Source organism: Sphingomonas sp. CCH15-F11 (assembly GCF_001557005.1).
Classification (GTDB): Bacteria; Pseudomonadota; Alphaproteobacteria; order Sphingomonadales; family Sphingomonadaceae; genus Sphingomonas.
This window is the reverse complement of the sequence record NZ_LSKG01000003.1, coordinates 29,142-54,040: the sequence shown is the minus strand read 5'-3', so window position 1 is coordinate 54,040 and position 24,899 is coordinate 29,142. Positions and strand designations below refer to the sequence as shown.

Sequence of the window (24,899 nt, the reverse complement as noted above, 5' to 3'; positions counted from 1 at the left end):
ATCGGTGTCGATCCGCCCGGATCGACCCCGCCCGAGCAGGCGTTCAGCCACAGCAGCGTCATTACCGCGCCGGTCATCGTCCATCGCATCGGAACCCCCCGTCGAAGCCCCTGCCGTCCCCCCCGGCATGGTCACGGTCCGCCGCCGCGACGCCCTTTGGCAATCACCCGTGAACCCTGCGCCTTAGACATCGGGAATGTTGCGCGCATGTGAAACGACCCGGGTGACGGCGATCACCCGGGTCGTTCCTGTTTGCGAGGCGTTAGTGCCTGTCGATCAGTCGATCTTGGGCAGCGTTTCGAACTGGTGGAAGGGCGGCGGGCTGGGCAGCGTCCATTCGAGCGTGGTCGCGCCTTCGCCCCACGGATTGCCCTCCGCCTTCTTGCCCGCCAGCAGCGACTGGAGGACGTTCCAGAAGAAGAACACCATGCCGACGGCCATGATCGCGTAGCCGATGCTCGCGATCTCGTTCCAATAGCTATAGGCGTCGGGATAGTCGGGATAGCGGCGCGGCATGCCCTGGGTGCCGAGGAAGTGCATCGGGAAGAACAGCACGTTCACGCCGACGAAGAACACCCAGAAATGCAGCTGGCCCAGCAGCTCGCTGTACATCCGGCCCGACATTTTCGGGAACCAGTAGTAGAAGCCGGCGAACAGCGCGAACACCGCGCCGAGCGACAGCACATAGTGGAAGTGCGCCACGACGTAATAGGTGTCATGCATATAGTCGTCGACGCCGCCATTGGCGAGCACGACGCCGGTGACGCCGCCGACGGTGAACATGAAGATGAAGCCGATCGCCCACATCATCGGCGTCTTGAAGCTCAGCGAGCCGCCCCACATCGTCGCGATCCAGCTGAAGATCTTGATGCCGGTCGGCACCGCGATGATCATCGTTGCGGCGGTGAAGTACATCTTCGTGTTCACGCTCAGCCCGGTCGTGAACATGTGGTGCGCCCACACGACGAAGCCGACGACGCCGATCGCGACCATGGCATAGGCCATGCCGAGATAGCCGAACACCGGCTTGCGGCTGAACGTCGCGACGATGTGGCTGACGATGCCGAAGCCCGGCAGGATCATGATGTAGACTTCGGGGTGGCCGAAGAACCAGAACAGGTGCTGGTACAGCACCGGGTCGCCGCCGCCGGCCGGATCGAAGAAGGTCGTGCCGAAGTTGCGGTCGGTCAGCAGCATGGTGATGGCAGCCGCCAGCACGGGCAGCGCGAGCAGCAGCAGGAAGGCGGTGACCAGCACCGACCACACGAACAGCGGCATCTTGTGCAGCGTCATGCCCGGCGCGCGCATGTTGAAGATGGTCGTGATGAAGTTGATCGCGCCCAGGATCGAGCTCGCGCCCGCCAAGTGGAGCGACAGGATCGCCATGTCGACCGATGCGTCGGGCTGACCATAGGTCGACAGCGTTGGATAGACCGTCCAGCCGGTGCCCGCGCCGCCGAAGAAGGGCGAGGCGAGCAGCAGCGCGAAGGACGGGATGAGCAGCCAGAACGACACGTTGTTCATGCGCGGGAACGCCATGTCGGGCGCGCCGATCATGATCGGCACGAACCAGTTGCCGAAACCGCCGATCATTGCCGGCATCACCATGAAGAACACCATGATCAGCCCGTGGGCGGTGATCAGCACGTTCCAGAAATGGAGCGCGGCGTCGCCCTGCTGCCCCGACCAGGCTTCCAAGAACTGGATGCCGGGCTGGGCGAGCTCGGCGCGCATCATGCCCGAAATCGCGCCGCCGATAATGCCGGCGACGATCGCGAAGATCAGGTAGAGCGTGCCGATGTCCTTGTGGTTGGTCGACATGAACCAACGCGCGAAGAAGCCAGGCTTGTGGTCCGCATCATGGTGCGCGTGGTCGTCATGCGCGTGGAATGCGGAGGGGTTGAGTGCGGTGTCGGTCATGATCAGTTTTCCGTGTTCTCAATCGCCGCCGCTTCGGGAGCGATCGCATTGTCGGCCGGCGCGTCTTCGGTGGCGGCGGGCGTCGCCGCGGGGGCCGGTGTCGTGGCGGCGGCTGGCGCGGCCTCGCCCGGCATCTTGCCGCCCTTGGCGCGGACCCAGGCGGCGAACTGCGCGGCCGGCACCGCTTCGACTGCGATCGGCATATAGGCGTGACGCGCGCCGCAAAGTTCCGAACACTGGCCGAAATACAGGCCCGGCTTTTCGATGGTGAAGCTGGTTTCGTTGAGCCGGCCTGGAATGGCGTCCAGCTTGATCCAGAACGCCGGCATCGCCCAGCTGTGGATCACGTCGTTGGCGGTGGTGATCAGGCGAATGGGCGTGCCGACCGGCAGGACGATGCGATTGTCGACCGCCAGCAGGCGGGGCCCGTCGGCGTCGGTGCGGAACCGTTGGCCGGCCGCGACCTCGCCCTGTTCCTTCAGCAGGTTGGACGTGACCGAAAAGCCGCCATGGTCGGGATATTCATAGGTCCAGTACCACTGGTTGCCGATCGCCTTAAGCGTGACCGCATTGGCGGGGGCGGGCTTGAACTGGTTGGCGAGCAGCCGGATCGACGGCACCGCGATCACCACCAGGATGATCACCGGAACCAGCGTCCAGATGATCTCGATCATCGTGTTGTGCGACGTCTTGGACGGCGTCGGGTTGGCGGCGCGGCGATAGCGCACCATCACATAGAGCAGGAGCCCGAGCACCAGGATCGAGATGCCGGTGATGATCGGCATCAGCACCCAGTTGTGAAAGCCGAAGGCCTCGCGCCCGTTCGGCGTGACCTGGGTCTGCAGGCCCACCAGCCCGTCGGTCGGCTGGCCTTGGCCCGGAGTCGCGCGCAGGATCGGCGATCCGTCGGGATTGAGCGTGGGATCGGCAGGTTTGGCCGGCGTGGCCGCTGCCGTATCGGCCGGGGCCTGCGGCTGAGCGCCGGCGGTGACGACGGGGGTCGCCTGGGCAGGGGCGACGGGCGCCGCTTCCGCCGCGGCGGGCGGGGCTTCGGCCTGTTGCGCCGCAGCGCCGGTCGCGCCGGACAGGGCCAGCGCGGCGGCGATCAGGATCGGCTTCAATCCGGGTAGGTGCATGGGTTTGCTTCGTCCGTTTTCATCATGGCGCGGGTTGCGCAAGCGTGCCCGTAATTGCGCACGGGTCCTGTTTCACGTCGCGGCCTATATCGAGGGTTTACCGGCGTCTCAAGCATATGCAGCACGGTTTTTGGTCCAGCTTGCCCGGCCCGGGGGGCTGGCGTAGACATGAGCGCCGATGATCCCCGGAAATCCTGCATGACCGAAGACGAAGTTCTGGCCGAATTCCGCGCCGCCGACGCCTTGCTCGAGGGGCATTTCATTCTTTCCTCCGGTCTGCGCAGCAGCAGGTATCTGCAGTGCGCGCGCGTGCTGATGAACCCGATGCGCGGCGCGCGGCTGGCCGACTCGCTCGCCGCGCGGCTGCCCGATGCGGTGCGCGGCGCGATCCAGGCGGTGGTGTCGCCCGCGATGGGCGGGGTGATCGCGGGTCATGAAATGGGTCGGGCGCTCGGCGTCGACGCGATGTTCCTTGAACGGCCGACCGGCACGTTCGAACTGCGGCGCGGCTTCGCGCTCGCTCCCGGCACGCGCGTGCTGATGATGGAGGACGTCGTCACCACCGGGCTGTCCTCGCGCGAAGCGATCGCGGCGATCCGAACGGCGGGGGGCGAGGTAGTCGCAGCCGCCGCGCTGGTCGATCGATCGAACGGGACGGCGGATCTGGGCGTCCCGTTCTACCCGCTCATCCGGCTCGACGTGCCGACCTATGCCCCCGACGCACTCCCGCCCGAACTGGCGGCGATCCCCGCCGTCAAGCCCGGCAGCCGGGCGGTGGCATGAGCCCCCATCACCTGCGCCTGGGCGTCAATATCGACCATGTCGCCACCGTGCGGAATGCGCGCGGGTCGGGCTATCCCGATCCGGTGCGCGCGGCGTTGCTCGCGGCGGATGCGGGCGCGGACGGCATCACCGCGCATCTGCGCGAGGATCGCCGCCACATCACCGACGACGACATCGCGCGGCTGTCGGACGGGTTGCCGGTGCCGCTCAACCTGGAAATGGCGATGACGACGGAGATGCTCGACATCGCGCTGCGCCACCGCCCCCATGCCGCCTGCATCGTCCCGGAAAAGCGCGAGGAGCGCACGACCGAAGGGGGACTGGACGCGGCCGGCCTCCACAACCAGCTTGCGCCCTTCTGCTCCGCGCTGGGGGACGCGGGCGTGCGCGTCAGCCTGTTCATCGAACCCGATCCGCGCCAGATCGACGCGGCGCTGCGCCTGCGCGTGCCCGTCGTCGAACTGCACACCGGCCGCTATGCGGAGCTGGCGGGTGACGCGCAGGCCGACGAACTGCGCCGGATCGCCGATGCCGCCGCGCTGGCCGCCAAGAACGGGATCGAGGTCCATGCCGGCCACGGCCTGACCTTCGACAATGTCGTGCCGATCGCCGCGATCCCCCAGTTGCGCGAGTTGAATATCGGCCATTTCCTGATCGGCGAGGCGATTTTCGACGGGCTGGCCCCGGTGGTGAAGCGGATGCGCGACCTGATGGACAGCGCGCGGTGATGCGCACCCCTCGTCGCCCCGGCGCAGGCCGGGGCCGCTGGCCGGTGGGGCGCATCGTTCGGCTTGCGGCCCCGGCCTGCGCCGCGGCGGCGCTCGGGGGCGCGGCATGATCATCGGTATCGGTTCCGATCTGTGCAACATCGACCGCATCCAGAGTTCGATTGACCGTTTCGGCGACCGTTTCCTCCATCGCTGCTTCACCGATGTCGAGCGGGCGAAGGCGGCGCGGCGCCCGTTCACGATGGCGGGCACGCTGGCCAAGCGGTTCGCGGCCAAGGAGGCGTTCTCCAAGGCGGTGGGCACCGGGTTCCGGCGCGGCGTTTTCCTGCGCGACATCGGCGTGGTCAATGCACGGTCCGGCGCACCGACGCTGGCGCTGACCGGTGGCGCGCACGCGGCGCTTGACGCGATCACGCCGCCGGGTCACGTCGCGCGCATCCATTTGTCGCTGACCGACGATCACCCCTGGGCGCAGGCGTTCGTGGTGATCGAAGCGGTGCCGGCGATGCCAGGGGATAGGTGAATGACCTCGACTGACTCCGCCGCGACGATTCCCCTGCCGCGTGAGGATGCCGATACGCCGCCCGCGGCCCAGCGTCGCGGCGTCGACTGGAGCGCGGAGGCGCGCGGGCTGTTGTGGCTGGTGCTGGCCGTGCTCGGTTTTCACAGCTTCATCGCCAAGCCCTTCTATATCCCGTCCGAATCGATGGTGCCGGCGTTGCTGAAGGGCGACCGGCTGGTCGTCACCAAATACCCCTACGGCTTCTCGTTCGTGACCCCGACCTTTCACCTGCTGCCCTTTGTCGGCGGGCGGCTGTTCGGCCGCCTGCCCGCACGCGGCGACGTCGTCATCGTCACGCCGCGGGGGTCGCGGATCGATTACATCAAGCGCGTGATCGGCCTGCCCGGCGACCGGCTGGAGGTGCGCAACGGCGCTCTCATCCTGAACGGCGTGCCGGTCGAGCGCCGCATCGCCGCCCCCCGCGTGCTGCCGGTCGATCGCAATGCGCAGTGCGACGCCGCGCAATATCCCGGCGCGCGCTTCACCGGAACCGACGGGCGCGCCTATTGCCGGCTCCCGATCGTGCGCGAAACGCTGCCCAACGGCGTCAGCTACGACACCGTCGACATCGGTCTCAGCCTGGGCGACAATTATGGACCGATCACGGTGCCGCGCGATCATGTCTTCCTGATGGGCGACAATCGCGACAATTCCGCCGACAGCCGCTTTTCGATCGAGGATCGCGGTCTGGGCGGGCCGGTGCCGTGGGAGAATATCGGGGGCCGGGCGGAGTTCATCACCTTCTCGCTCAACGGCGAAATGACCATCGATCCGCGCAGCTGGCCGGGCGCGTTCCGGGCCGGCCGGGCGGGCAATTCGCTCCATCCCGACGCGGCGCGCTGAGCGTTTCCGCCGGCGCGTGCGGACAGGCCGGCCGATCGGCGGACGTCATGGTGCTGTCATTGCCGTGTCATAGGCATCGTCGCGAACCCACCGTCGCGGCCGGCCATTCGTGCGGGGCCGATCCGTCCGCGCGGCTCAAGGAACACCGATGCCGTCGATTCGACTGATGGACTATGCCCGCTCCTCCGCCGCCTATCGCGTGCGGATCGCGCTCAATCTGAAGGGCGTGGCGTGGGAACGCCATCCGGTGTCGCTGGTCGATGGCGATCAGCGCAGCGCCGCGTTTCTCGCCGCCAATCCCCAGGGCCTGGTTCCCGCGCTCGACATCGGCGACGGCACCATCCTGACACAGTCGCTGGCGATCATCGACTGGCTGGAGGCGACCTATCCCGAACCGCGGCTGATCCCGGCCGATCCGCTGGCCCGCGCCCGGGCGCTGTCGCTCGCGCTTGCCATCGCGTGCGACATCCATCCGCTCAACAACCTTCGCGTGCTCAAACGCCTGGAAACCCAGTTCGACGCCGACCGTGACGCCCGCATGGCTTGGTATGCGCACTGGATCGTCACCGGGCTGGCCGCAATCGAGGAAATGGCGGGCGACGGCCCGTATCTGGGTGGCGAGGCCCCCGACATCGCCGATGTCTTCCTGGTACCCCAGATCGCCAATGCCCGGCGCTTTTCGGTGCCGCTCGATGCGTTTCCCCGCCTGGTGGCGATCGACGCTGCCGCGACGGCATTGCCCGCATTCGCCGCGGCGCATCCCGATCATTTCGTCTGATCGGAGCCGCGATCACCCCGTGACTACGCCTGCCGCCACGCCCGAGTCCGAGGAGTTCGCCGCAATGGGCGGGCTGGAGCCGATCGAGCGGATCAAGCGGCGCTGGCCTGTGCTGCTGGGCGCGGCGCTGTCGGTGCTGATGGTCGTCGGACTGGCCCGCGAGCTCCTCGAGGCCGGGTTGACGGGCCTGTCGCGGACGGTTCCCGACAGCCCGCTCTTCTACCTCGCCTTCGCCGTCGCCTACCTTGCGTCGCCGGTCGGCGACTTCGTGATCTTCCGTCGGCTCTGGCAGCTGCCCGTCGCCGGGCTGGGCGCGCTGCTGCGCAAGCGGATCGCGAACGACGTGGTCATCGGCTATTCGGGCGACGTCTATTTCTACGTCTGGGCGCGCCAGCGCATGAAGATGGTCACGTCGCCATTCGGCGCGGTCAAGGACGTGACGATCCTGTCGGGGATCGCGGCCAATTCGCTGACGCTGCTGATGATCGCGCTGGTGCTGCCGATCGCGTCCGACCTGCTCAGCCGGTCCGACCTGCGCATGGTCGCGCTGTCGGCGGCGATCATCTTTGCCCTGTCCGCGCCGTTCGTGATCTTTTCCAAACGCGTCTTCTCGCTCGGCCGTCGTCAGCTTTGGCAGGTGTTCGGCATCCATGCGGTGCGCTTCGTCCTCGATTCCGCCGCGCTGGCGCTGGCGTGGCATTTCGCCATGCCCGACGTGTCGCTGGGCATGTGGTCGTTCCTGGTCGCGGGGCGGCTGCTGGTGTTCCGCATGCCGCTCATCCCCAACAAGGAACTGGTGTTCGCGACCTTCGCCATCCTGTTCATCGGCCAGAGCGAGGCGCTGGGCGATCTCGTTGCCTTCACCTCCGCGCTCAACCTGCTCTGCCATCTCGTCCTCATCGCACTGTTCGGCCTGTTCTCGCTCATCAAGACGAGGTTCTGATGCCAACGATCCTGAAAGTGTCGCGGGGCTTCGCGTTCGCGGCTGCCGCCGCCACCGGCGCCCCCGCAACGGCGCAGGCAATCCTGGGGGAGGACGCCGCGGTTTGCGCCGCGGATTCGGGGCCGGCCATCCGCGTCAACGTCACCGGGCTCAAGGACCGCGTCGGTCGCCTGAAGCTCGAGCTCTATCCCGCGAACGAACAGGATTTCCTGAAGGACGATCGCGACCTGCGCGCCGAGGGCAAGTTCTTCCGCCGCATCTGGGCGCCGATGCCGCCCAGCGGCCCCGTCGCCATCTGTATCAAGGCGCCGGCACCGGGCCGCTACGCGCTGTTGTTCACCCACGACCGCGACGGCAGGAACAAGTTCGATTTCTGGAAGGACGGCGCGGGGTTCCCGAGCAACGTCAAGCTGGGGCGCGCCCGGCCGAAGCTTCATCAAGCTGTCATCAACGTCGGCGATGGCGTCACGACCACCAACATCCGAGCCCAGTATCTGCGCGGCCTGTCCGGCTTCGGTCCGATCCGCGGCGGGAAGTGAAGGAGACGCCCGTGCGCGTCGTCGACGTCAACGAATATTATTCCCCCACCGGCGGCGGGGTGCGCACCTATCTCGATCGCAAGATGGAGATCATGGCCGAGCTGGGGCACGAGCTGATCGTGATCGCTCCCGGGCGCGCGGACGCGGTGGAGGAGCGGCCGGGCGGGGGCTGCATCCATTGGGTGAAGGCCCCGCGTCTGATCCTCGACACCAATTACGGCATCTTCGTCGATGGCGATCCGATCCGCCGGCTGCTCGACCGGCTGGATGCGGACGTGGTCGAAACCAGCTCGCCGTGGCGGCCGGGCTGGATCGTCGGCAACTGGCAGGGGGGCGCGCTCAAGGTCTTCTTCGCGCACAACGACAATGTCGCCGCCTATCCGATGCGCTGGTTCGAACGCTTTGCCGCGCCCGACCGCATCGAGCGCGCGTTCGGCTGGTACACGCGATACATGGCGCGTTTCCTGGCCAAGTTCGATGTCTTCGTGACCAATGGCCCCTCGCTGGCCAAGCGTCATGCACGGCGCGGGCTGACCGTTCACGCCGCGATGCCGCTGGGCATTCAGCGCGGGATCTTCTCGCCCGAACACCGCGACGAGGGCCTGCGCCGGGCGCTGCTGGCCCAGTGCGACCTGCCGCCCGACGCGCACCTGCTGCTCGGGATTGGCCGGCATCATCCCGAAAAGCGATGGCCGATGATCTTCGACGCCGTCGAGCGCGCGGGCGCGCAGATGCCGGTCGGCCTGATCCAGATCGGCGCGGGCGTCGACAGCCGCGTCGTGCAGCGCCGTGTCGCGGGCAGCCCGCACATCAAGCTGTTCCGCCCGGTCTATGACCGTCAGCGGCTGGCGCGGATCATGGCGAGTTGCGATGCGCTCATCCACGGTTCCGACGCCGAGCCGTTCGGGCTGGTCGGGCTGGAGGCGATCGCGTCGGGATTGCCGCTGATCGCGCCCGACGAGGGCGGCTTTGCCGAACTGGCGGATCCACTGTTCGCCGAGACCTATCGCGCCCGCGACGCGCGTTCGGCAGCCGCGGCGATCCGCCGCCTGTTCACGCGCGAACCGCGCATCCTGCGCGCCGCCGCGCGCCATGCCGCAGGCCAGGTGCGCACCGACCGCGATCATGCGATCGCGCTGATCGATTATTATCAGTCGCTGCTCGACGCGCGCCGCCGCCCGCGTCTGGCGGCGTGACGACGGGTACCAGGGGGAGACGCCACATGACCATCCGTATCGACCGCCGATCGTTCGTCGCCACCGGCGCACTGGGGCTCGGCGCGTTTGCCATCCCCGGTTTCGCCTGGGCGCAAAGCGTCGGCGCGGGTCGGGGTTTCACGCACAACGTCGCCAGCGGCGAGCCCGCCGCGACGTCGGTGCTGCTGTGGACGCGCTATGTCCCCGCGGACGGCGCGGCCGCGAAGCTGCGCGTCGAACTTTCCGAAAGCGCCGATTTCGCGCGCGTCGCGGGCGGTGGCGAAATGATCACCGGGCCGTGGCGCGATCACACGGTCAAGCTCACCGTCGACGGGTTGAAGCCCGACACGCGCTATCATTACCGCTTCATCGCGCCCGACGGCACCCTGTCGCCCGTGGGGCGTACGCGCACGCTGCCCGATGCGCTGGTCGACCGGTTCAACATCGCGGTCTTTTCCTGCTCGAACATCGGCTTCGGCTATTTCAACGCCTATGCCCATGCCGCCCGGCGCGGCGACATCGACCTGACGGTGCATCTGGGCGATTATATCTATGAATATGCGGCCGGAAACTATCCGTCGGCCGAGCAGGCAATCGCCGCCCGGGTGCCGCAGCCGCAGGGCGAGATCCTCGCGCTCGCCGATTACCGGCTGCGCTATGCCAGCTACCGGGCCGATCCCGATCTTCAGGCGCTGCACGCCGCCGCGCCGATGATCCTGTCATGGGACGACCACGAATCGGCCAATGACAGCTGGGAAGGCGGCGCGCAGAACCACGACAAGGACGAGGGCGACTGGTCGACACGCAAGATGGCTGCGATCCAGGCCTATCGCGAATGGATGCCGGTGTCGGACGAGCCGTGGAAGGCCTATCCGATCGGCGCGCTTGCGACGCTTTACCGCACCGACACGCGGCTGAGCGCACGCAGCGCGCCGCCGAGCCTCGCGCCGCTGTTCCTGTCCGCCGATCCGGCGCGTGCGCTCGTCGAATTTCGCGACGGCGCGTGGCGTGATCCCGCCGCGACGATGCTGGGGACGACGCAGGAAGCCTGGCTGGCGGATGCCATGCGCGCGTCGGTGCGCGCCGGGACGCGCTGGCAGGTCGTCGGCTTCGGCACGATCATGGGCGAAACGCGCGCACCGGCCAACGCGCTCGACTTCCTCGCACCCGATGCCGCCGATCGCGCCAAGGCGTTCGTGCGCGCCGGGGTGCTGGCGGGCAAGGTCGGGCTGCCGTCCAATCTCGACAATTGGGGCGGTTACCCGGCGGCGCGGGCGCGCTTCCTCAAATCGGTGCAGGCGATGGGCGCCGACACGATCGTCATCGCCGGCGACAGCCACAACGCCTGGGCCTATGACCTGGCGCAGGACGGGCGGCCGGCAGCGGTCGAGTTCGCCGGCCAGGGCGTGACCTCGCCCGGCTACGAAAGCGCGCTCGCCGCCGATCCCAAGGCGGTCGCCGCCGCGATGATCGCCGCCAATCCCGAACTCAAATGGTGCGACACGTCGCGACGGGGCTACATGATGCTCTCGCTCACCCCGGATCAGGCGGTCAACGAATGGGTGTTCGCCGATACCATCCGCGAACGCTCGACGCGCACCGGGCCGGGCCATCGCGCTACCGTGAAGCGTGGAGCGCACAGAATGGCGTGACGCGCCGCGGGGCCTGTCGTGTGGTCAATCGGGCAACGCGCCATCGAAGCGGCCGCGCGGCCGGATCAGCGTGCCATCGCGACTCTGTTCGATCACATGCGCGCACCAGCCGACGGCGCGGCCCAGCAGAAAGATCTTGAACGGCGCATCGGGGGGCAGGCGCAGCACGCGGGTGATCGCCGCGAGCGCATAGTCGCAATTGGGCAATGCCCCGGTCTGCTCGCGCACGTCGGCGGCCAATTCCGCCAGGTCTTCGGGCGGCGTGAGCCCCGCCAGCATCAGTGCCGCGCGCGGATCGCCCTGGGGATAGAGCGGGTGGCCGAAGCCGGGGAGCATCGCGTCGCGTTCGCGCCAGTGCCGCACGGCATGTTCTGCGCCCGATCGGCGCGCCTCCTCCACCAGCGCGGCCAGCGCCGCACCTGCGCCGCCATGGCGCGGGCCGGAAAGCGTGCACAGCGCGGCGAGCAGGCAGGCGGGCAGCGACGCGCCCGTCGACGCGGCGACCCGGGCGGCAAAGGTCGATGCGTTGAGATCATGGTCCGCCATCGCGACCAGCGCGCGGCGCAACCGGTCGGCGGTCCCGTCGTCGCCATTCCAGCCGCGCGCCAGCCGGTGGTGAAGCGGGCCGGGGACATCCGCCGCGCCGCAGATCGACGCCAGCCCGCCGATGATCTGCGCGGCTTCGCGGGCAAGGTGGTCGCCGCTGCGGCCGATGGTCGACGCGCCGGTCGATATCCGCGCCGCCAGGAACGAGAACGCATCGGCGTGAGGCCCGGCGGCGGCAGAGAAATCCGGTTGCCAGTCAACCGCCCAGAGATGCCGGGCGACCTCCTCCAGCATTGCGGTCGACGCCAGCGTCAGCGCATCGACGTCGCGGTAGTAGAGCTTGCCGCGATGGATCGTGGAGAGCCGGGTCGGGATTGACGGTTCGCCCCATGCCATCGAACTCGACGCGATCGCGGCGGGCTTGCGGCCGCGCGCCTTGCGCACCCCGGCCTCGGCGACATCGTCGACGCTGTACAGGCTGCGGCGGGCGTCCGCCGGGTCTGGCCGCATGCGGATGCGGCCCCGGCTGGCATAGGCATAAAGCGTCTGCGCCTTGATCCCCAGGCGCTTCAACGCGGTATCGCGGTCGATCCATTCGGTCATATTGATTATATGTATCAAGATTGATCGGCGCGGCAATCAGGCGCTAGCCCACATGCTCCGGATGAGGGAGCATGGGATGTCCGACACGATTTCGCACGCGTTGCTCGGCGCGATCCTGGATGCGCTGGCCGTGCCGCGCACGGCGTCGGGCCGGGTCACGTTTTCGGATGAAGATCGGCTGCCGTCGTGTTTCGCGGTATCGGAGCTGGCGGCGGCATCGATCGCGGCGGCGTGCCTGTCGGTGTCCGAGCTGGTCGGCGTGCATGATGTCGCGCCGCCGGTAGCCGTCTCGCACCGGCTCACGTCGCTGTGGTTCGGCTGGTCGATCCGGCCACTCGGCTGGGAGATGCCGACGCCGTGGGACGCGATCGCCGGCGACTATCAAGTGCGCGACGGGTGGATCAAGCTCCATACCAACGCGCCGCACCATCGGGCCGCGGCGCTCGGGGTGCTCGGCTGTGCGCCCGATCGCGCGGCCGTGGCCGCATGCGTGGCGCAATGGCAAGGCGACGCGCTGGAGTCCGCAATCATCGCCGCCGGCGGTTGCGCGGCGCGGCTACGGACCATCGAGCAATGGTCGGACCATCCCCAGGGCATCGCGGCGGCGCACGAGCCGCTGATCCTGTGGGATACACCGGCGGCGCCTGGCGATGGCGCCTGGCGGCCGACGCCCGGCCGTCCGCTTGCCGGGCTGCGGGTGCTCGACCTTACCCGGGTGCTGGCCGGCCCGGTCGCCACCCGCTTCCTTGCCGGGTTCGGTGCCGATGTCCTGCGGATCGACCCACCGGATTGGGACGAACCCGCGGTCGCGCCGGAAGTGACGCTGGGCAAACGCTGCGCACGGCTCGACCTCAGGACCGCTGCGGGTCGGGCATCCCTCGCGGCGTTGCTCGGCCGCGCCGACATCCTGGTCCATGGCTATCGCAGCGATGCGCTCGACCGGCTGGGGTTTGGCGCGGCCGAGCGTCAGGCCATCCGTCCGGGTCTGATCGACATCTCGCTCGACGCCTATGGGCACAGCGGCCCGTGGTCCCGGCGGCGGGGCTTTGACAGCCTGGTCCAGTTCTCCTGCGGCATCGCCGCGTCCGGCCAGGTCTGGCGCGGGGCCGACCGGCCCGTCTCGCTGCCCGTTCAGGCGCTCGATCATGCCACCGGATATCTGTTGGCGGCCGCGGCGGTGCGCGCGCTCATCGCGCGGACCACCGGTGCGGGCGCGACGGCCGCGCGCCTTTCGCTCGCGCGCACTGCAAAGCTGCTCGTCGATCACCCGGGGGAGCCAATGACCGGCGACATGCCGCCGCCCGACGATGCGGACTATGCGCCCGACGTCGAACCAACCGCCTGGGGGCCGGCGCAGCGGCTGCGGCCACCGGCCGTGATCGCAGGCCATCCGATGCGCTGGGACCGGCCGGCGGTGAGGCTCGGCTCCGATAGCGCCGAATGAAGGCGTCGATGGTCGCGGTGCGAGCGGTCCCGCCGGGCCGGACAGGATCGGTCGCAAAGCGCAACGTTTCGACACCAGGCACTTGCGCGCGCGTCGCGCCCGGCTAGGGGAGAAGGAGCGAGACCCGCCGAGGATATTTCCGCATGAAAACGCGCGCCGCCGTCGCCTTTGCGCCCAAGCAACCGCTCGAGATCGTCGAGCTCGACCTCGACGGTCCGCGCGCCGGCGAGGTGCTGGTCGAAATCATGGCGACGGGCATCTGCCACACCGACGCCTATACGCTTGACGGGCTGGACAGCGAGGGGCTGTTTCCCTCGGTGCTGGGCCATGAAGGCGCGGGCGTGGTGCGTGAGGTCGGCGCCGGCGTGACCAGCGTGGTGCCGGGCGACCACGTCATCCCGCTCTACACGCCCGAATGCCGCCAGTGTAAGTCGTGCCTGTCCGGCAAGACCAATTTGTGCACCGCGATCCGCGCGACGCAAGGCAAGGGGCTGATGCCCGACGGCACCACGCGCTTTTCGTACAAAGGCGAGCCGATCTTTCATTACATGGGCTGTTCGACCTTCGCGAACTTCACGGTGCTGCCCGAAATCGCGGTCGCGAAGATCCGCCCCGACGCGCCGTTTCAGACCAGCTGCTACATCGGTTGCGGCGTGACGACGGGCGTCGGCGCGGTGGTCAACACCGCCAAGGTGCAGGTCGGCGAGACGGTGGTCGTGTTCGGGCTGGGCGGTATCGGCCTCAATGTCATCCAGGGCGCACGGCTGGCGGGCGCGGGCATGATCGTCGGCATCGACATCAACCCCGACCGCGAGGAGTGGGGCCGGCGCTTCGGCATGACCCATTTCCTCAATACGCGCGGCATGAGCCGGGATGAGATCGTTGCAAAGGTGGTCGAGCTGACCGGCGGCGGCGCGGATTACAGCTTCGATTGCACCGGCAATACTGACGTCATGCGCACCGCGCTGGAATGCTGTCATCGCGGCTGGGGCACCAGCATCATCATCGGCGTGGCGGAGGCCGGCAAGGAAATCGCGACGCGCCCCTTCCAGCTCGTGACCGGGCGCAACTGGCGCGGCACCGCGTTCGGCGGCGCAAAGGGGCGCACCGACGTGCCGAAGATCGTCGACTGGTACATGAACGGCAAGATCGAGATCGACCCGATGATCACGCACGTGCTGAGCCTGGACGACATCAACAAGGGCTTCGACCTGATGCATGCGGGCGAATCGATCCGCAGCGTCGTCGTCTATTGAACCGTCTATCGAGACCCTGACCCCTTCAACCGATCAACCACCAAGGAGCCGTTCAATGTTCAGTCACATCATGCTGGGCGCCAATGACATGGATGCGTCCAAGGCCTTTTACGATTCGACGCTGGGTGCGCTGGGCGCGAAGCCTGGCATGACCGACGCGAGCGGCCGTGTGATCTATCTTCACAATGGCGGCCTGTTCCTGCTGACCAAGCCGCTGAACGGCGAACCCGCCTGTCACGCCAATGGCGGCACCGTCGGTTTCGCCGCCGCCTCCCCCGAACAGGCGGATGCGTGGCATGCGGCGGGCATCGCGGCGGGTGGCACGCCGTGCGAGGATCCGCCGGGCGTGCGTGAAGCCGCGTTTGGCAAGCTCTACCTCGCCTATCTGCGCGATCCGGCAGGCAACAAGATCTGCGCGATGCACCGTCTGGGATGACGCCGGCCCCACGCTGGATCCTGACGCTCGCCTGCACCGACCGCGTCGGCATCGTCGCCGCGGTCGCCGGCTTCCTGGCCGAGCGTGACGGGTTCATCGTCGACAGCCAGCAATATGCCGATCTGGACACCGGGCGCTTCTTCATGCGCGTGGTGTTCACCGGCGGCGGTGATCGCTTCATCGGCGACACCGCCGCACTTCGCGATGCGTTCGCGCCCGTGGCAGATCGGCTGGCGCTCGACTGGGCGCTGGCCGATGCCGACGATCGCCCGCGCGCGGTGATCGCGGTGTCGCGCGGGTCGCATTGCCTGAACGACCTGCTCCACCGTCGCCAGACCCGGTCGCTCGCGGTCGACATCGCCGCCATCGTGTCCAACCATGACAGCCTGCGCGACTTGGTCGAATGGCATGGCGTCCCCTTTCACCATCTGCCGGTGGGCGAGGATCGCGATGCTCAGGAGTGCGCGATCGAGGGCGTGATGGCGGAGGCGGGCGCGCCGTGGCTGATCCTGGCGCGCTACATGCAGGTGCTGTCAGCCGACTTTGCCGGGCGGCTGGCGGGGCAGTGCATCAACATCCATCATAGTTTCCTGCCCGGCTTCAAGGGCGCGAAGCCCTATCACCGGGCGCATGCGCGCGGCGTCAAGCTGATCGGCGCGACCGCGCATTTCGTCACCGCCGACCTGGACGAAGGGCCGATCATCGAACAGGCGGTCGAGCGCGTCGATCATCGCGCGACCGTCGACGACCTGGTCCGTATCGGCCGCGATATCGAGGCGCAGGTGCTGGCGCGCGCGGTCAACGCGGTCGGCGAACGGCGCGTGTTCCTGAACGGCGGCAAGACGGTGGTGTTTCGATGAGCATCGAGCGGGTTTCGGCCAACCGCGCGCATGGCGGGATGCAGGAGGTGCATCGCCATGCGTCGACCGCGACCGGCACCGACATGGTGTTCTCCATCTATATCCCGCCGCACGCCGCGGGGGCGCGGCTGCCGGTGTTGTGGTATCTCTCCGGCCTGACCTGCACCCACGCCAATGTCACTGACAAGGGCGAGTATCGCCGGGCGTGCGCCGAACACAGCATCATCCTGATCGCGCCCGACACCAGCCCGCGCGGCGACGGCGTGCCCGACGATCCGGCCTATGATTTCGGCCAGGGCGCGGGCTTCTACGTCGATGCGACCCAGGCCCCCTGGGCGACGCATTTCCGGATGCGAAGCTATGTCGAGGACGAGCTGCCCGCGCTGGTCGCCGCCGCGTTTCCGATGGCCGACATGACGCGCCAGGGCATTACCGGGCACAGCATGGGCGGGCACGGCGCGCTCACGGTCGCGCTGCGCGATCCCGCTCGGTTCCGCAGCGTGTCCGCCTTTGCCCCGATCAGTTCGCCGCTGGCCTGCCCGTGGGGGGAAAAGGCGCTGGGCGGCTATCTCGGCCCAGACCGGGCGGCGTGGCGTGCCTATGACGCCTGCGCGCTGATCGATGACGGCGCGGTCGTGCCCGAAATCCTGGTCGATCAGGGCGCGGCGGACGATTTCCTGAGCGAACAGCTGAAGCCCGAACTGCTCGAACAGGCATGCGCACGGGCCGGCATCGACCTTACGCTGCGGCTCCAGCCGGGCTATGATCACAGCTACTATTTCATCTCGACCTTCATGGCGGATCACGTCGCCTGGCATGCCGCGCGGTTGAAGGCCTGATCGCCGGACGCGTTCAGTCGGCGACGCGCAGCCAGATCGCGGTTGCGTCGTCCGAGCGTTTGAAGCGCGGATAACGCGTGCACGCGGCATCCTCCGCCTCGATCGTGCGCAGGCGTGCGGCGATGGCGAGCAGGCCGCCCTGGTCGAGCAGCGTCATCATCGCCGCCGCGTCGAGCGCGGCATAGGCGTCGGTCAGCACGCTGACGCCATCTGTCATCAGCAGCAGGTCGTCGCCCGCCACCGCCGTGACCGATCCGGTGCGCACCGCGTGCGCCGCCGCCTCCACCCCGAGCACGTGATTTTCCGACCGGTCGCGCGCGGCGCGCAGGCTGTCCAGCACCGGCCCGGCGCGCGGCTTGTCGCCCAGGCCATGTTCGGCCAGACTCGCGGCATGCGCGGTTTCGCGGTCGCGGCGATCGATCGGCTCGCCGATCCGCACCACCTCGCCCCCCGACCGCAGCAGCCCCACGCAATCGCCCAGCCAGCCGTAATCGACGGTGTCCTCGCCCGCCCGCGCAATCAGGAAGGAAGCGCGCGGCAACTCCCAGCGACCGAGCGGAATGCGCGTGCGCTGCGCTTCATAACGCTGCGCGATCCGGGCGAATGCCGCCGCGCAAACCTGGGCGACCGGTGCGTCACCCGCGGCGGCGAAGGCGGCGTCCGCCTCGATTGCCAGCCAGGCCGCGCCCCCACGCGGGCCGAGCAGCCCCGGCGGGCCGAGATCGGTCGCGCCGTCGATCACCCAGGCGAGGCGGTCGCCGCTGCCCATGCGGTCGTCGTTGGGCGTGGCGGCATCGCCGGCAAGGGAGAGGGACTGAATGAGATCGAAACGCATCCCGCCCGCCTAACCCCGCTTGATGACGCTTTTTCAGTCGGCGAAGAGCAGGACCGGCGTTTCCAGCAATTTCTTCAGCGCCTGGACGAAGCTCGCTGCATCCCAGCCGTCGACGACGCGGTGGTCGCAGCTGATCGACAGGTTCATCAGCTTGGCGCGGACGATGTCGTCGCCGACAAACACGGGCCGCTCGACGATCTTGTTCGGCCCGATGATCGCCACTTCGGGCCGGTTGATCACGGGCGTAGTGGCGACCCCGCCCAGCGGCCCGAGCGAGGTGACCGTCAGCGTGCCGCCCGACAGCTCCTCCGACTTCGCCTTGCCGGTGCGTGCAGCCTCGGCCAACCGCGTGATTTCGGCGGCGAGCTGCCACACATTCTTGTCCTGCGCGTCGCGAATCACCGGCACCATCAGCCCGGCGTCGGTCTGGGTCGCCATGCCCAGATGGACGCGGCCATGGCGCGTCACCACGCCCGCTTCGTCGTCATAGCGCGCGTTGATCATCGGAAAGTCGGGGACGGTGCGACAGATGGCGACGATCAGCAGCGGCAGCATGGTCAGCTTGGGCCGCGCGCCGCGATTGGCGTTCAGGTCGCCGCGCAGCGTCTCCAGCGCGGTGACGTCGATTTCCTCGACATAGGTGAAGTGCGGGATGTGGCGCTTGGCCGCCGCCATGTTCTCGGCGATGCGGCGTCGCATCCCGATGACCTTGACCGGCTGGTCGTCGCGCGCGCGGCTGGCATGGGGGGCGTGATAGCCCTGGGCGGTGCCGTAACGCAGATAGGCGTCGAGATCGGCGTGGCGGATGCGGTCGCCCTCCGCCGGCTTCACCTCGTGCAGGTCGATGCCCAGCGTGCGGGCACGGTCGCGCACGGCGGGGGAGGCGAGAATCGGCTTCTCCCTCTCCCCTTCAGGGGAGGGGGTCGGGGAGACGGGCTGTTCGGGCGCGATGGTGTCTGAAGCAGGGGGCGGGCTTGGTTCGGCTGCGGGTTCGGCCGCTTTCGGCACCTGCGCGATCCCCTCTCCCAACCCTCTCCCCTCAAGGGGAGAGGGCTTTTCGGCAGCCACTTCACCTTCGACCTCGGCATCCGTCTCGATCACGACCAGGGTCGATCCGATCGGGATCTGGTCGCCGACCTCGCCGGCCAGTTCGACCACGATGCCAGCGACGGGCGATTCCATCTCGACCGTCGCCTTGTCGGTCATCATGTCGGCGAGCTGCTGGTCCTCCTCGACCCGGTCGCCGATCTTGATATGCCAGGCGACGATCTCGGCCTCGGAAATCCCTTCGCCGATATCGGGCAGGCGGAACGAAAAGCGGGCCATCCTCAGTCCTTCATGATCTTCTTGAGTGCCTGGCCGATGCGGACGGGGCCGGGGAAATAGGCCCATTCCAGGCTGTGGGGATAGGGCGTGTCGAAGCCGGTCACGCGTTCGACCGGGGCTTCGAGATGATAGAAGCAGCGTTCGGTGACCAGTGCCGAGAGTTCCGCGCCAAAGCCGCCGGTGCGGGTCGCTTCGTGGACGATCATGCAGCGTCCGGTTTTCCGAACCGATGCCTCGATCGCGTCGATGTCGAGGGGGACGAGCGTGCGCAGGTCGAGGATCTCGGCGTCGACGCCGGCTTCCTCGACCACCGCCTGACAGACATGAACCATCGTGCCATAGGCCAGGATGGTGAGGTCGCTGCCCGCGCGCGCCACCGCCGCCTTGCCCAGATCGACGCGGTAATAGCCGGTCGGCACCTCGCCCGCCGGGTGCTGCGACCAGTTCTTGGCCGGGCGGTCCCAATGGCCGTCGAACGGGCCGTTATAGATGCGCTTGGGCTCGAAGAAGATGACCGGGTCGTTGTCCTCGATCGCGGCGATCAGCAGCCCCTTGGCATCATAGGGGGTCGACGGGATCACGGTCTTCAGGCCCGAGACATGGGTGAAGATGCCTTCGGGGCTCTGGCTGTGCGTCTGGCCGCCGAAGATGCCACCGCCAAACGGCGACCGCACCGTGATCGGGGCGGTGAACTCGCCCGCCGAACGATAGCGCAGCCGCGCGGCTTCGGAGACAAGCTGGTCGAGCGCGGGATAGATGTAATCGGCGAACTGAATCTCCGGCACCGGCCGCAGGCCATAGGCCCCCATGCCGATCGCCACGCCGACAATGCCGATCTCGGTGATCGGCGTGTCGAACACGCGCGTCTTGCCATATTTCTTTTGCAGGCCGGCCGTCGCGCGGAACACGCCGCCGAAATAGCCGACATCTTCGCCCATCACGATGACGTCCGGGTCGCGCGCCATCATCACGTCCATGGCGGAGTTGATCGCCTGGATCATGTTCATCCGCGTGGTGGCGGGGGTTTCGGTGAGGTCTTGGTCAGTCACGGACTAAAACTCCGTCGCCCCGGCGGAGGCCGGGGCCGCTGGCAGGTGAAGGCGCGACATTCGGTGAGCGGTCCCGGCCTGCGCCGGGACGACGTACAAGATTTCGCCCCCTCATTTCGCGTTCGCCCAGGGGCGGCCCGAGGCGCTTTCCTCGGCCAGCATCTGTGCCTGCTGTTCCTTGAGGTGCCAGGGCATCTCCTCGAACACGCCTTCGAACATCGTGTCGAGCGGCTGGTGCAGGCCGTGGCCGAGGATGCCGTTCTTTTCGGCTTCCTTCTGCGCGGTCTTGACCTGTTCGGCCAGTTCCAGATCCATCGCCGCCTGGCGGTCCTCGTCCCATTCGCCGATCGCGATCAGGTGCTGTTTCAGCCGGGTGACTGGGTCGCCCAGCGGCCATTCGGCGGCTTCCTGGGCCGAGCGATATTGCGAGGGATCGTCCGAGGTCGAATGCCCTTCCGCGCGATAGGTGAAGTGTTCGATCAGCGTCGCGCCCTGATTGGTTCGCGCGCGCTCGGCCGCCCAGGCGGTCGCGGCATAGACGGCGAGCGCGTCATTGCCGTCGACGCGCAGCCCGGCGATCCCGTAGCCGACCGCGCGCGCCGCAAAAGTCGTCGCTTCCGCGCCCGCAAAGCCCGAAAAGCTGCTGATCGCCCATTGGTTGTTGACGACGTTCAGGATCACCGGTGCGCGATAGACCGCCGCGAAGGTGCACGCGGAATGAAAGTCGCCCTCCGCCGTCGACCCTTCGCCGCACCAGGTCGCGGCGATGCGCGTGTCGCCCTTGGCCGCGCTCGCCATCGCCCAGCCGACCGCCTGGGGATATTGGGTGGCGAGGTTGCCGGAGATCGAGAAGAACCCGTAATCCCGCGCCGAATACATGATCGGCAGCTGCTTGCCCTGCAGCTTGTCGCCCTTGTTCGAGTAGATCTGGTTCATCATCTCGACCAGGCTGTAGCCGCGGGTGATGAGCACGCCCTGCTGGCGATAGCTGGGAAAGCACATGTCGTCGGGGGCGAGCGCCAGCGCGGCGGCGACCGACACCGCCTCCTCGCCCATGCTCTTCATGTAGAAGCTGGTCTTGCCTTGGCGCTGGGCGCGGAACATGCGTTCGTCGAACGCGCGGGTCAGCGCCATCATCCGGAGCATCCGGCGCAGCTGATCGCCGTCGAGCCGCGGGTTCCAGTCGCCGACCGCCTGGCCCGAATCGTCGAGCACGCGGACCAGGCCGTAAGCCAGTTCGCGGAAACGGTCGGCGGGTTCGGCGGTGTCGGGGCGGCGAGTCGCGCCCGCCGCCGGCACGTCGATGTCGCTGAAATCGACCGGATCGCCCGGCCGGAACTTGGGTTCCGGCACGTGCAGGCTGAGCGGCGGCAGGTTGGCGCGGTCGCGGGTCTGCGTCATGGGTGCTGCAGCCTCATACACTCTCCGAACGGTCGCCGCGGCTTGAACATGGCCGTGGCGTTTGATTGCGCCAGCCTGTTATAAAGTTTCAAGCGAGCTGTCGAGCCGACCGCCGCATCGGGCGCATCGGGACGCCGTCGACAATCTGCACGCTGGCGGCGCGGACGGCCAGAGCGTGCTGTGGCATTCTTGCTGCTGTAGTGACGAAAAGCTCGTCGCGGTAAGATCACGCCTCGTTTTTGCTTCAATTTTTTGACAATGGGATGGGCCAAGCGACGGCGGCACCCGCTCGCGCGATGTTTCACGGGTTTGACAGCGACGGATTCCGGCTTGGGAGAGGCCGGTCGCCGCGCTTATCGGGGGATCGAAATGAACGAATCGAACGGTCGTATGCGGCGTCGCTGGCACCAGGGTGTGGCATTGGGCATCGTGGCGCTACTGGGTGCGGGGACCGCCCAGGCGCAGAGCACTTCCGCCGACCCTGCTCAGGAAACCGTCGACGACGGCCAGCTCGCGGACATCGTGGTGACCGCCCAGCGCCGTTCGGAGAACATCCAGGAAGTGCCGCTGTCGGTCGCCATCCTGCCGTCGGAGCGGCTGCAGACCATTTTCGATTCGGGCAACGACATCACCGCGCTCGCGACTCGGGTCCCCGGCCTGTATGCCGAAAGCTCCAACGGCCGCGTCGCCCCGCGCTTCTACATTCGCGGCCTCGGCAACACCGACTTCGATCTCGCCGCGTCGCAGCCGGTGTCGGTGATCGTCGACGAAGTCGTGCTGGAGAACGTCTCGCTCAAGAGCTTTCCGCTGTTCGACATCGAGCGTGTCGAAGTGCTGCGCGGTCCGCAGGGCACGCTGTTCGGGCGCAACACGCCGGCCGGCATCATCAAGTTCGATACGGTCAAGCCGTCGAACGATTTCAGCGCGCAGGGCTCGCTTTCCTTCGGCACCTTTGGCTCGCTCAACTTCGACGGTGGCGTCGGCGCACCGATCGTCAAGGACGTGCTCGCGGCACGCGTGTCGTTCCTGATCCAGCGGCGCGAGAACTGGATCGACAACGGCTTCCGGCGCCAGGACGATGTCTATGGCGCCTATGAGGAGCGCGCGGTGCGCGGCCAGCTGCTGTTCACCCCGATCGAGCGGCTGAGCATCCTGGGCAACCTGCACTATCGCAATCTCGAATCCTTCGGCGGCTCGGCGATCTTTCGCGCCAACATCCTGGGGCCCGGCAATAACGAGCTGAACCAGAATTACGACCGCGACCGCGTCTTCCTCGACGCCGGCGGCGGCAATCGCCAGGCCTATCGCGGCACCGGCGGGTCGCTGCGCGTCGATTACGAAGCCGATTTCGCGACGATCACCTCGATCAGCGCCTATGAATCGAGCGAAGGCAGCAGCCGTGCCGACGTGGACGGCGGTTTCGGCGCGGCGTTCCTGCCGGTGTCGGGGCCGGGCTTCATCCCGTTCCCGTCGGACACCCAGGATTCGATCGACCTGGAACAGCGCACGCAGGAAGTCCGCCTCGCCAGCAACGGCACCGGCCGGCTGGGCTGGCAGGTCGGCGCATTCTTCTTCGATAGCGATTTCACCGTGCTGACCCAGGGCTTCGATTTCCCCCCGCCGACGCTGGTGCGCCACCGCAACGAAAGCTGGGCGGTGTTCGGTCAGGCGAGCTACAAGCTGACGGAAGCGCTGAAGCTGACGGGCGGCGCGCGCTACACCGACGATCGCAAGCTGTTCAACGTGATCGGTGGTTCGCCGCTCGACAACCGCGAGGTGTCGGACGAGCGCGTCAGCTGGGACGTCAGTGCCTTTTATGAAGTGACGCCCGAATTCAGCATCTATGGCCGTGTGGCCGACGGTTTCCGTGCGCCGTCGATCCAGGGCCGTGACGTCGCCTTCTTCGCACCGCCGTCGGTCGCCGCGTCGGAGACGATCCTGTCATGGGAAGGTGGCTTCAAGAGCGAGCTGTTCAACCGCCGCGTGCGCCTGAACGGTGCCGCGTTCACCTACAGCGTCAACAACCCGCAGTTCACCGCAGTCGGCGGCGGCGGCAACCTCGTCCAGCTGCTCAACGCCAACGAGGCCAATGCCTGGGGGTTCGAGCTCGACGGCGAGTTCCGCGTGACCGAGCGGTTCACGCTGACCGCCGGCTTCAGCTATAACGACACCGAGATCAACGACGACACGCTCGCGGTCGGCATCTGTGCCCAGTGCACCGTCACCGATCCGACCGTGACGATCGCGGGCACGCGGCGCGCGCTGGTCGACGGCAACCCGTTCCCCAACGCGCCGGAATGGATCGGCGATTTCACCGCCCGCTATGCCGTGCCGGTGAAGGGCGATGCGGAATTGTTCGTTTTCACCGACTGGGCGTTCCAGGGACCGACCAACTTCTTCCTCTATGAATCGCGCGAGTTCAATTCGGACACCCAGTTCGAAGGCGGCCTGCGCATCGGCTATGCCAAGCAGGACGGCAGCCTGGAAATCGCGGCGTTCGCGCGCAACATTACCGACGAGGACAATGTGAAGGGCGGCATCGACTTCAACAACAACACCGCCTTCGTCAACGAACCGCGCATCATCGGCCTGTCGGTTCGCACGCGGATCAACTGATCGGGCGCGGGGCGGCGGCATGACCCGGTCCGCCGCCCCGCCTGATCCCGCACTGGTCATCCGCGCGGCCGGTGAGAGTGATGCCGCGGCGATCGCGGCGATCTATGCGCACCACGTCGCGCACGGCACCGCGACGTTCGATACCGCCGCCCCCGATGCGGTGGCGACACGTGAAAAGATCCTGATGGTCGCGGCGCGCGGCTGGCCGTGGCTGGTCGCGTGCCGTGACGGTCGCGTGGTCGGCTATGCCTATGCCACGCAGTTCCGCGATCGCCCGGCCTATGCCCATGCCTGCGAGGACAGCATCTACCTGGCCCCCGACATGATCGGGCGCGGGATTGGCCGCGTGCTGCTGAGCGCGCTGATCGACGCGGCCGAAGCGGCCGGGTTCCGCCAGATGCTGGCGGTGGTCGGCGGGCCGGAACCTGCCTCGATCGCGCTTCATGCCGCACTTGGCTTTACCCATGCCGGGCGGATGCGATCGGTCGGGCGCAAGTTCGACCGCTGGCTCGACACCGTCTACCTGCAGCGTGCACTGGGGCAGGGGGATTCCACTGCGCCCGATTGACTCACGGCACGATAGGAACAAAATAGGAACATAACTCCGA

Annotated in this window: 23 protein-coding genes; 16 read left to right on the top strand and 7 right to left on the bottom strand. The window is 67.8% G+C overall.

What is annotated here, in order from left to right:
- Positions 1-276 precede the first annotated feature (276 nt).
- Both ctaD and coxB read right to left on the bottom strand, forming a co-directional pair.
- Positions 277-1,920, bottom strand: coding sequence for a cytochrome c oxidase subunit I (ctaD, locus tag AX709_RS00405; RefSeq protein ID WP_066480820.1), 1,644 nt, complete (start codon positions 1,918-1,920; stop codon positions 277-279).
- 2 nt (positions 1,921-1,922) lie between these two features.
- Entirely contained in the window at positions 1,923-3,056 is a 1,134-nt protein-coding gene (gene coxB, locus AX709_RS00400) for a cytochrome c oxidase subunit II (protein ID WP_082731556.1), read from the bottom strand.
- 198 nt (positions 3,057-3,254) lie between these two features.
- Between coxB and pyrE the strand changes: the two genes are divergently transcribed.
- The 9 genes from pyrE (at position 3,255) to AX709_RS00355 (ending at position 11,080) form a co-directional block, all read left to right on the top strand.
- Entirely contained in the window at positions 3,255-3,839 is a 585-nt protein-coding gene (pyrE, locus tag AX709_RS00395) for an orotate phosphoribosyltransferase (RefSeq protein ID WP_066545585.1), read from the top strand.
- Positions 3,836-4,567, top strand: a complete 732-nt coding sequence (locus AX709_RS00390; RefSeq protein ID WP_066480822.1) for a pyridoxine 5'-phosphate synthase — start codon at positions 3,836-3,838, stop codon at positions 4,565-4,567. Before pyrE ends, AX709_RS00390 begins: the two co-directional genes overlap by 4 nt.
- Positions 4,568-4,673: 106 nt before the next feature.
- Entirely contained in the window at positions 4,674-5,090 is a 417-nt protein-coding gene (acpS, locus tag AX709_RS00385; protein WP_066545568.1) for a holo-ACP synthase, read from the top strand.
- Positions 5,091-5,972 (top strand): signal peptidase I, encoded by an 882-nt coding sequence (gene lepB / locus AX709_RS00380; RefSeq protein WP_066545566.1) that lies wholly within the window; start codon positions 5,091-5,093, stop codon positions 5,970-5,972. It abuts the gene before it with no gap.
- Between the two features lie 148 nt (positions 5,973-6,120).
- Positions 6,121-6,750, top strand: coding sequence for a maleylacetoacetate isomerase (gene maiA / locus AX709_RS00375; protein WP_066545562.1), 630 nt, complete (start codon positions 6,121-6,123; stop codon positions 6,748-6,750).
- Between the two features lie 19 nt (positions 6,751-6,769).
- Complete coding sequence (locus tag AX709_RS00370) at positions 6,770-7,693, top strand: hypothetical protein (RefSeq protein ID WP_066545561.1); 924 nt, start codon at positions 6,770-6,772, stop codon at positions 7,691-7,693.
- Complete coding sequence (locus tag AX709_RS00365) at positions 7,693-8,232, top strand: DUF2141 domain-containing protein (RefSeq protein WP_082731555.1); 540 nt, start codon at positions 7,693-7,695, stop codon at positions 8,230-8,232. Before AX709_RS00370 ends, AX709_RS00365 begins: the two co-directional genes overlap by 1 nt.
- A gap of 11 nt (positions 8,233-8,243) precedes the next feature.
- Positions 8,244-9,428: a glycosyltransferase gene (locus AX709_RS00360; RefSeq protein WP_066545580.1), complete on the top strand. Its 1,185-nt coding sequence runs from the start codon at positions 8,244-8,246 to the stop codon at positions 9,426-9,428.
- A 26-nt stretch (positions 9,429-9,454) separates the two neighbouring features.
- On the top strand, positions 9,455-11,080 hold the full coding sequence (locus AX709_RS00355) for an alkaline phosphatase D family protein (protein WP_066545559.1): 1,626 nt from the start codon (positions 9,455-9,457) through the stop codon (positions 11,078-11,080).
- 24 nt (positions 11,081-11,104) lie between these two features.
- Here the strand turns inward: AX709_RS00355 and AX709_RS00350 are convergent, their stop codons facing one another.
- The gene (locus AX709_RS00350; protein WP_156454082.1) at positions 11,105-12,229 is read right to left on the bottom strand and encodes a citrate synthase; all 1,125 of its coding nucleotides are present in this window, start codon (positions 12,227-12,229) and stop codon (positions 11,105-11,107) included.
- A gap of 76 nt (positions 12,230-12,305) precedes the next feature.
- On the opposite strand from AX709_RS00350, the gene AX709_RS19285 reads away from it, so the two are divergent.
- The 5 genes from AX709_RS19285 (at position 12,306) to fghA (ending at position 17,064) form a co-directional block, all read left to right on the top strand.
- A complete protein-coding gene (locus tag AX709_RS19285; protein WP_066545578.1) occupies positions 12,306-13,673 on the top strand; it encodes a CoA transferase in 1,368 nt (455 codons plus the stop codon).
- A gap of 143 nt (positions 13,674-13,816) precedes the next feature.
- Positions 13,817-14,929 (top strand): S-(hydroxymethyl)glutathione dehydrogenase/class III alcohol dehydrogenase, encoded by a 1,113-nt coding sequence (locus tag AX709_RS00340; RefSeq protein WP_066545555.1) that lies wholly within the window; start codon positions 13,817-13,819, stop codon positions 14,927-14,929.
- A gap of 55 nt (positions 14,930-14,984) precedes the next feature.
- Complete coding sequence (locus AX709_RS00335; protein ID WP_066545553.1) at positions 14,985-15,365, top strand: VOC family protein; 381 nt, start codon at positions 14,985-14,987, stop codon at positions 15,363-15,365.
- The gene (gene purU / locus AX709_RS00330; RefSeq protein WP_066545552.1) at positions 15,362-16,225 is read left to right on the top strand and encodes a formyltetrahydrofolate deformylase; all 864 of its coding nucleotides are present in this window, start codon (positions 15,362-15,364) and stop codon (positions 16,223-16,225) included. The genes AX709_RS00335 and purU overlap by 4 nt, the downstream gene beginning before the upstream one ends.
- Complete coding sequence (gene fghA, locus AX709_RS00325) at positions 16,222-17,064, top strand: S-formylglutathione hydrolase (RefSeq protein WP_066545550.1); 843 nt, start codon at positions 16,222-16,224, stop codon at positions 17,062-17,064. The genes purU and fghA overlap by 4 nt, the downstream gene beginning before the upstream one ends.
- Positions 17,065-17,077: 13 nt before the next feature.
- On the opposite strand, the gene AX709_RS00320 is transcribed toward fghA, so the two are convergent.
- The 4 genes from AX709_RS00320 to AX709_RS00305 form a co-directional block, all read right to left on the bottom strand.
- Positions 17,078-17,899 carry a protein phosphatase 2C domain-containing protein gene (locus AX709_RS00320; protein ID WP_066545549.1) on the bottom strand — a complete coding sequence of 274 codons (822 nt, stop codon included), beginning with the start codon at positions 17,897-17,899 and terminating at the stop codon, positions 17,078-17,080.
- Positions 17,900-17,932: 33 nt separating this feature from the next.
- Complete coding sequence (locus AX709_RS00315) at positions 17,933-19,225, bottom strand: dihydrolipoamide acetyltransferase family protein (RefSeq protein WP_066545547.1); 1,293 nt, start codon at positions 19,223-19,225, stop codon at positions 17,933-17,935.
- A 2-nt stretch (positions 19,226-19,227) separates the two neighbouring features.
- On the bottom strand, positions 19,228-20,232 hold the full coding sequence (locus AX709_RS00310; RefSeq protein ID WP_066480868.1) for an alpha-ketoacid dehydrogenase subunit beta: 1,005 nt from the start codon (positions 20,230-20,232) through the stop codon (positions 19,228-19,230).
- A gap of 153 nt (positions 20,233-20,385) precedes the next feature.
- A complete protein-coding gene (locus AX709_RS00305) occupies positions 20,386-21,675 on the bottom strand; it encodes a 3-methyl-2-oxobutanoate dehydrogenase (2-methylpropanoyl-transferring) subunit alpha (RefSeq protein ID WP_066545545.1) in 1,290 nt (429 codons plus the stop codon).
- Positions 21,676-22,044: 369 nt separating this feature from the next.
- On the opposite strand from AX709_RS00305, the gene AX709_RS00300 reads away from it, so the two are divergent.
- Both AX709_RS00300 and AX709_RS00295 read left to right on the top strand, forming a co-directional pair.
- The gene (locus AX709_RS00300; RefSeq protein ID WP_066545543.1) at positions 22,045-24,291 is read left to right on the top strand and encodes a TonB-dependent receptor; all 2,247 of its coding nucleotides are present in this window, start codon (positions 22,045-22,047) and stop codon (positions 24,289-24,291) included.
- 19 nt (positions 24,292-24,310) lie between these two features.
- Complete coding sequence (locus AX709_RS00295; RefSeq protein WP_066545540.1) at positions 24,311-24,859, top strand: GNAT family N-acetyltransferase; 549 nt, start codon at positions 24,311-24,313, stop codon at positions 24,857-24,859.
- The last annotated feature ends 40 nt before the right edge of the window (positions 24,860-24,899 follow it).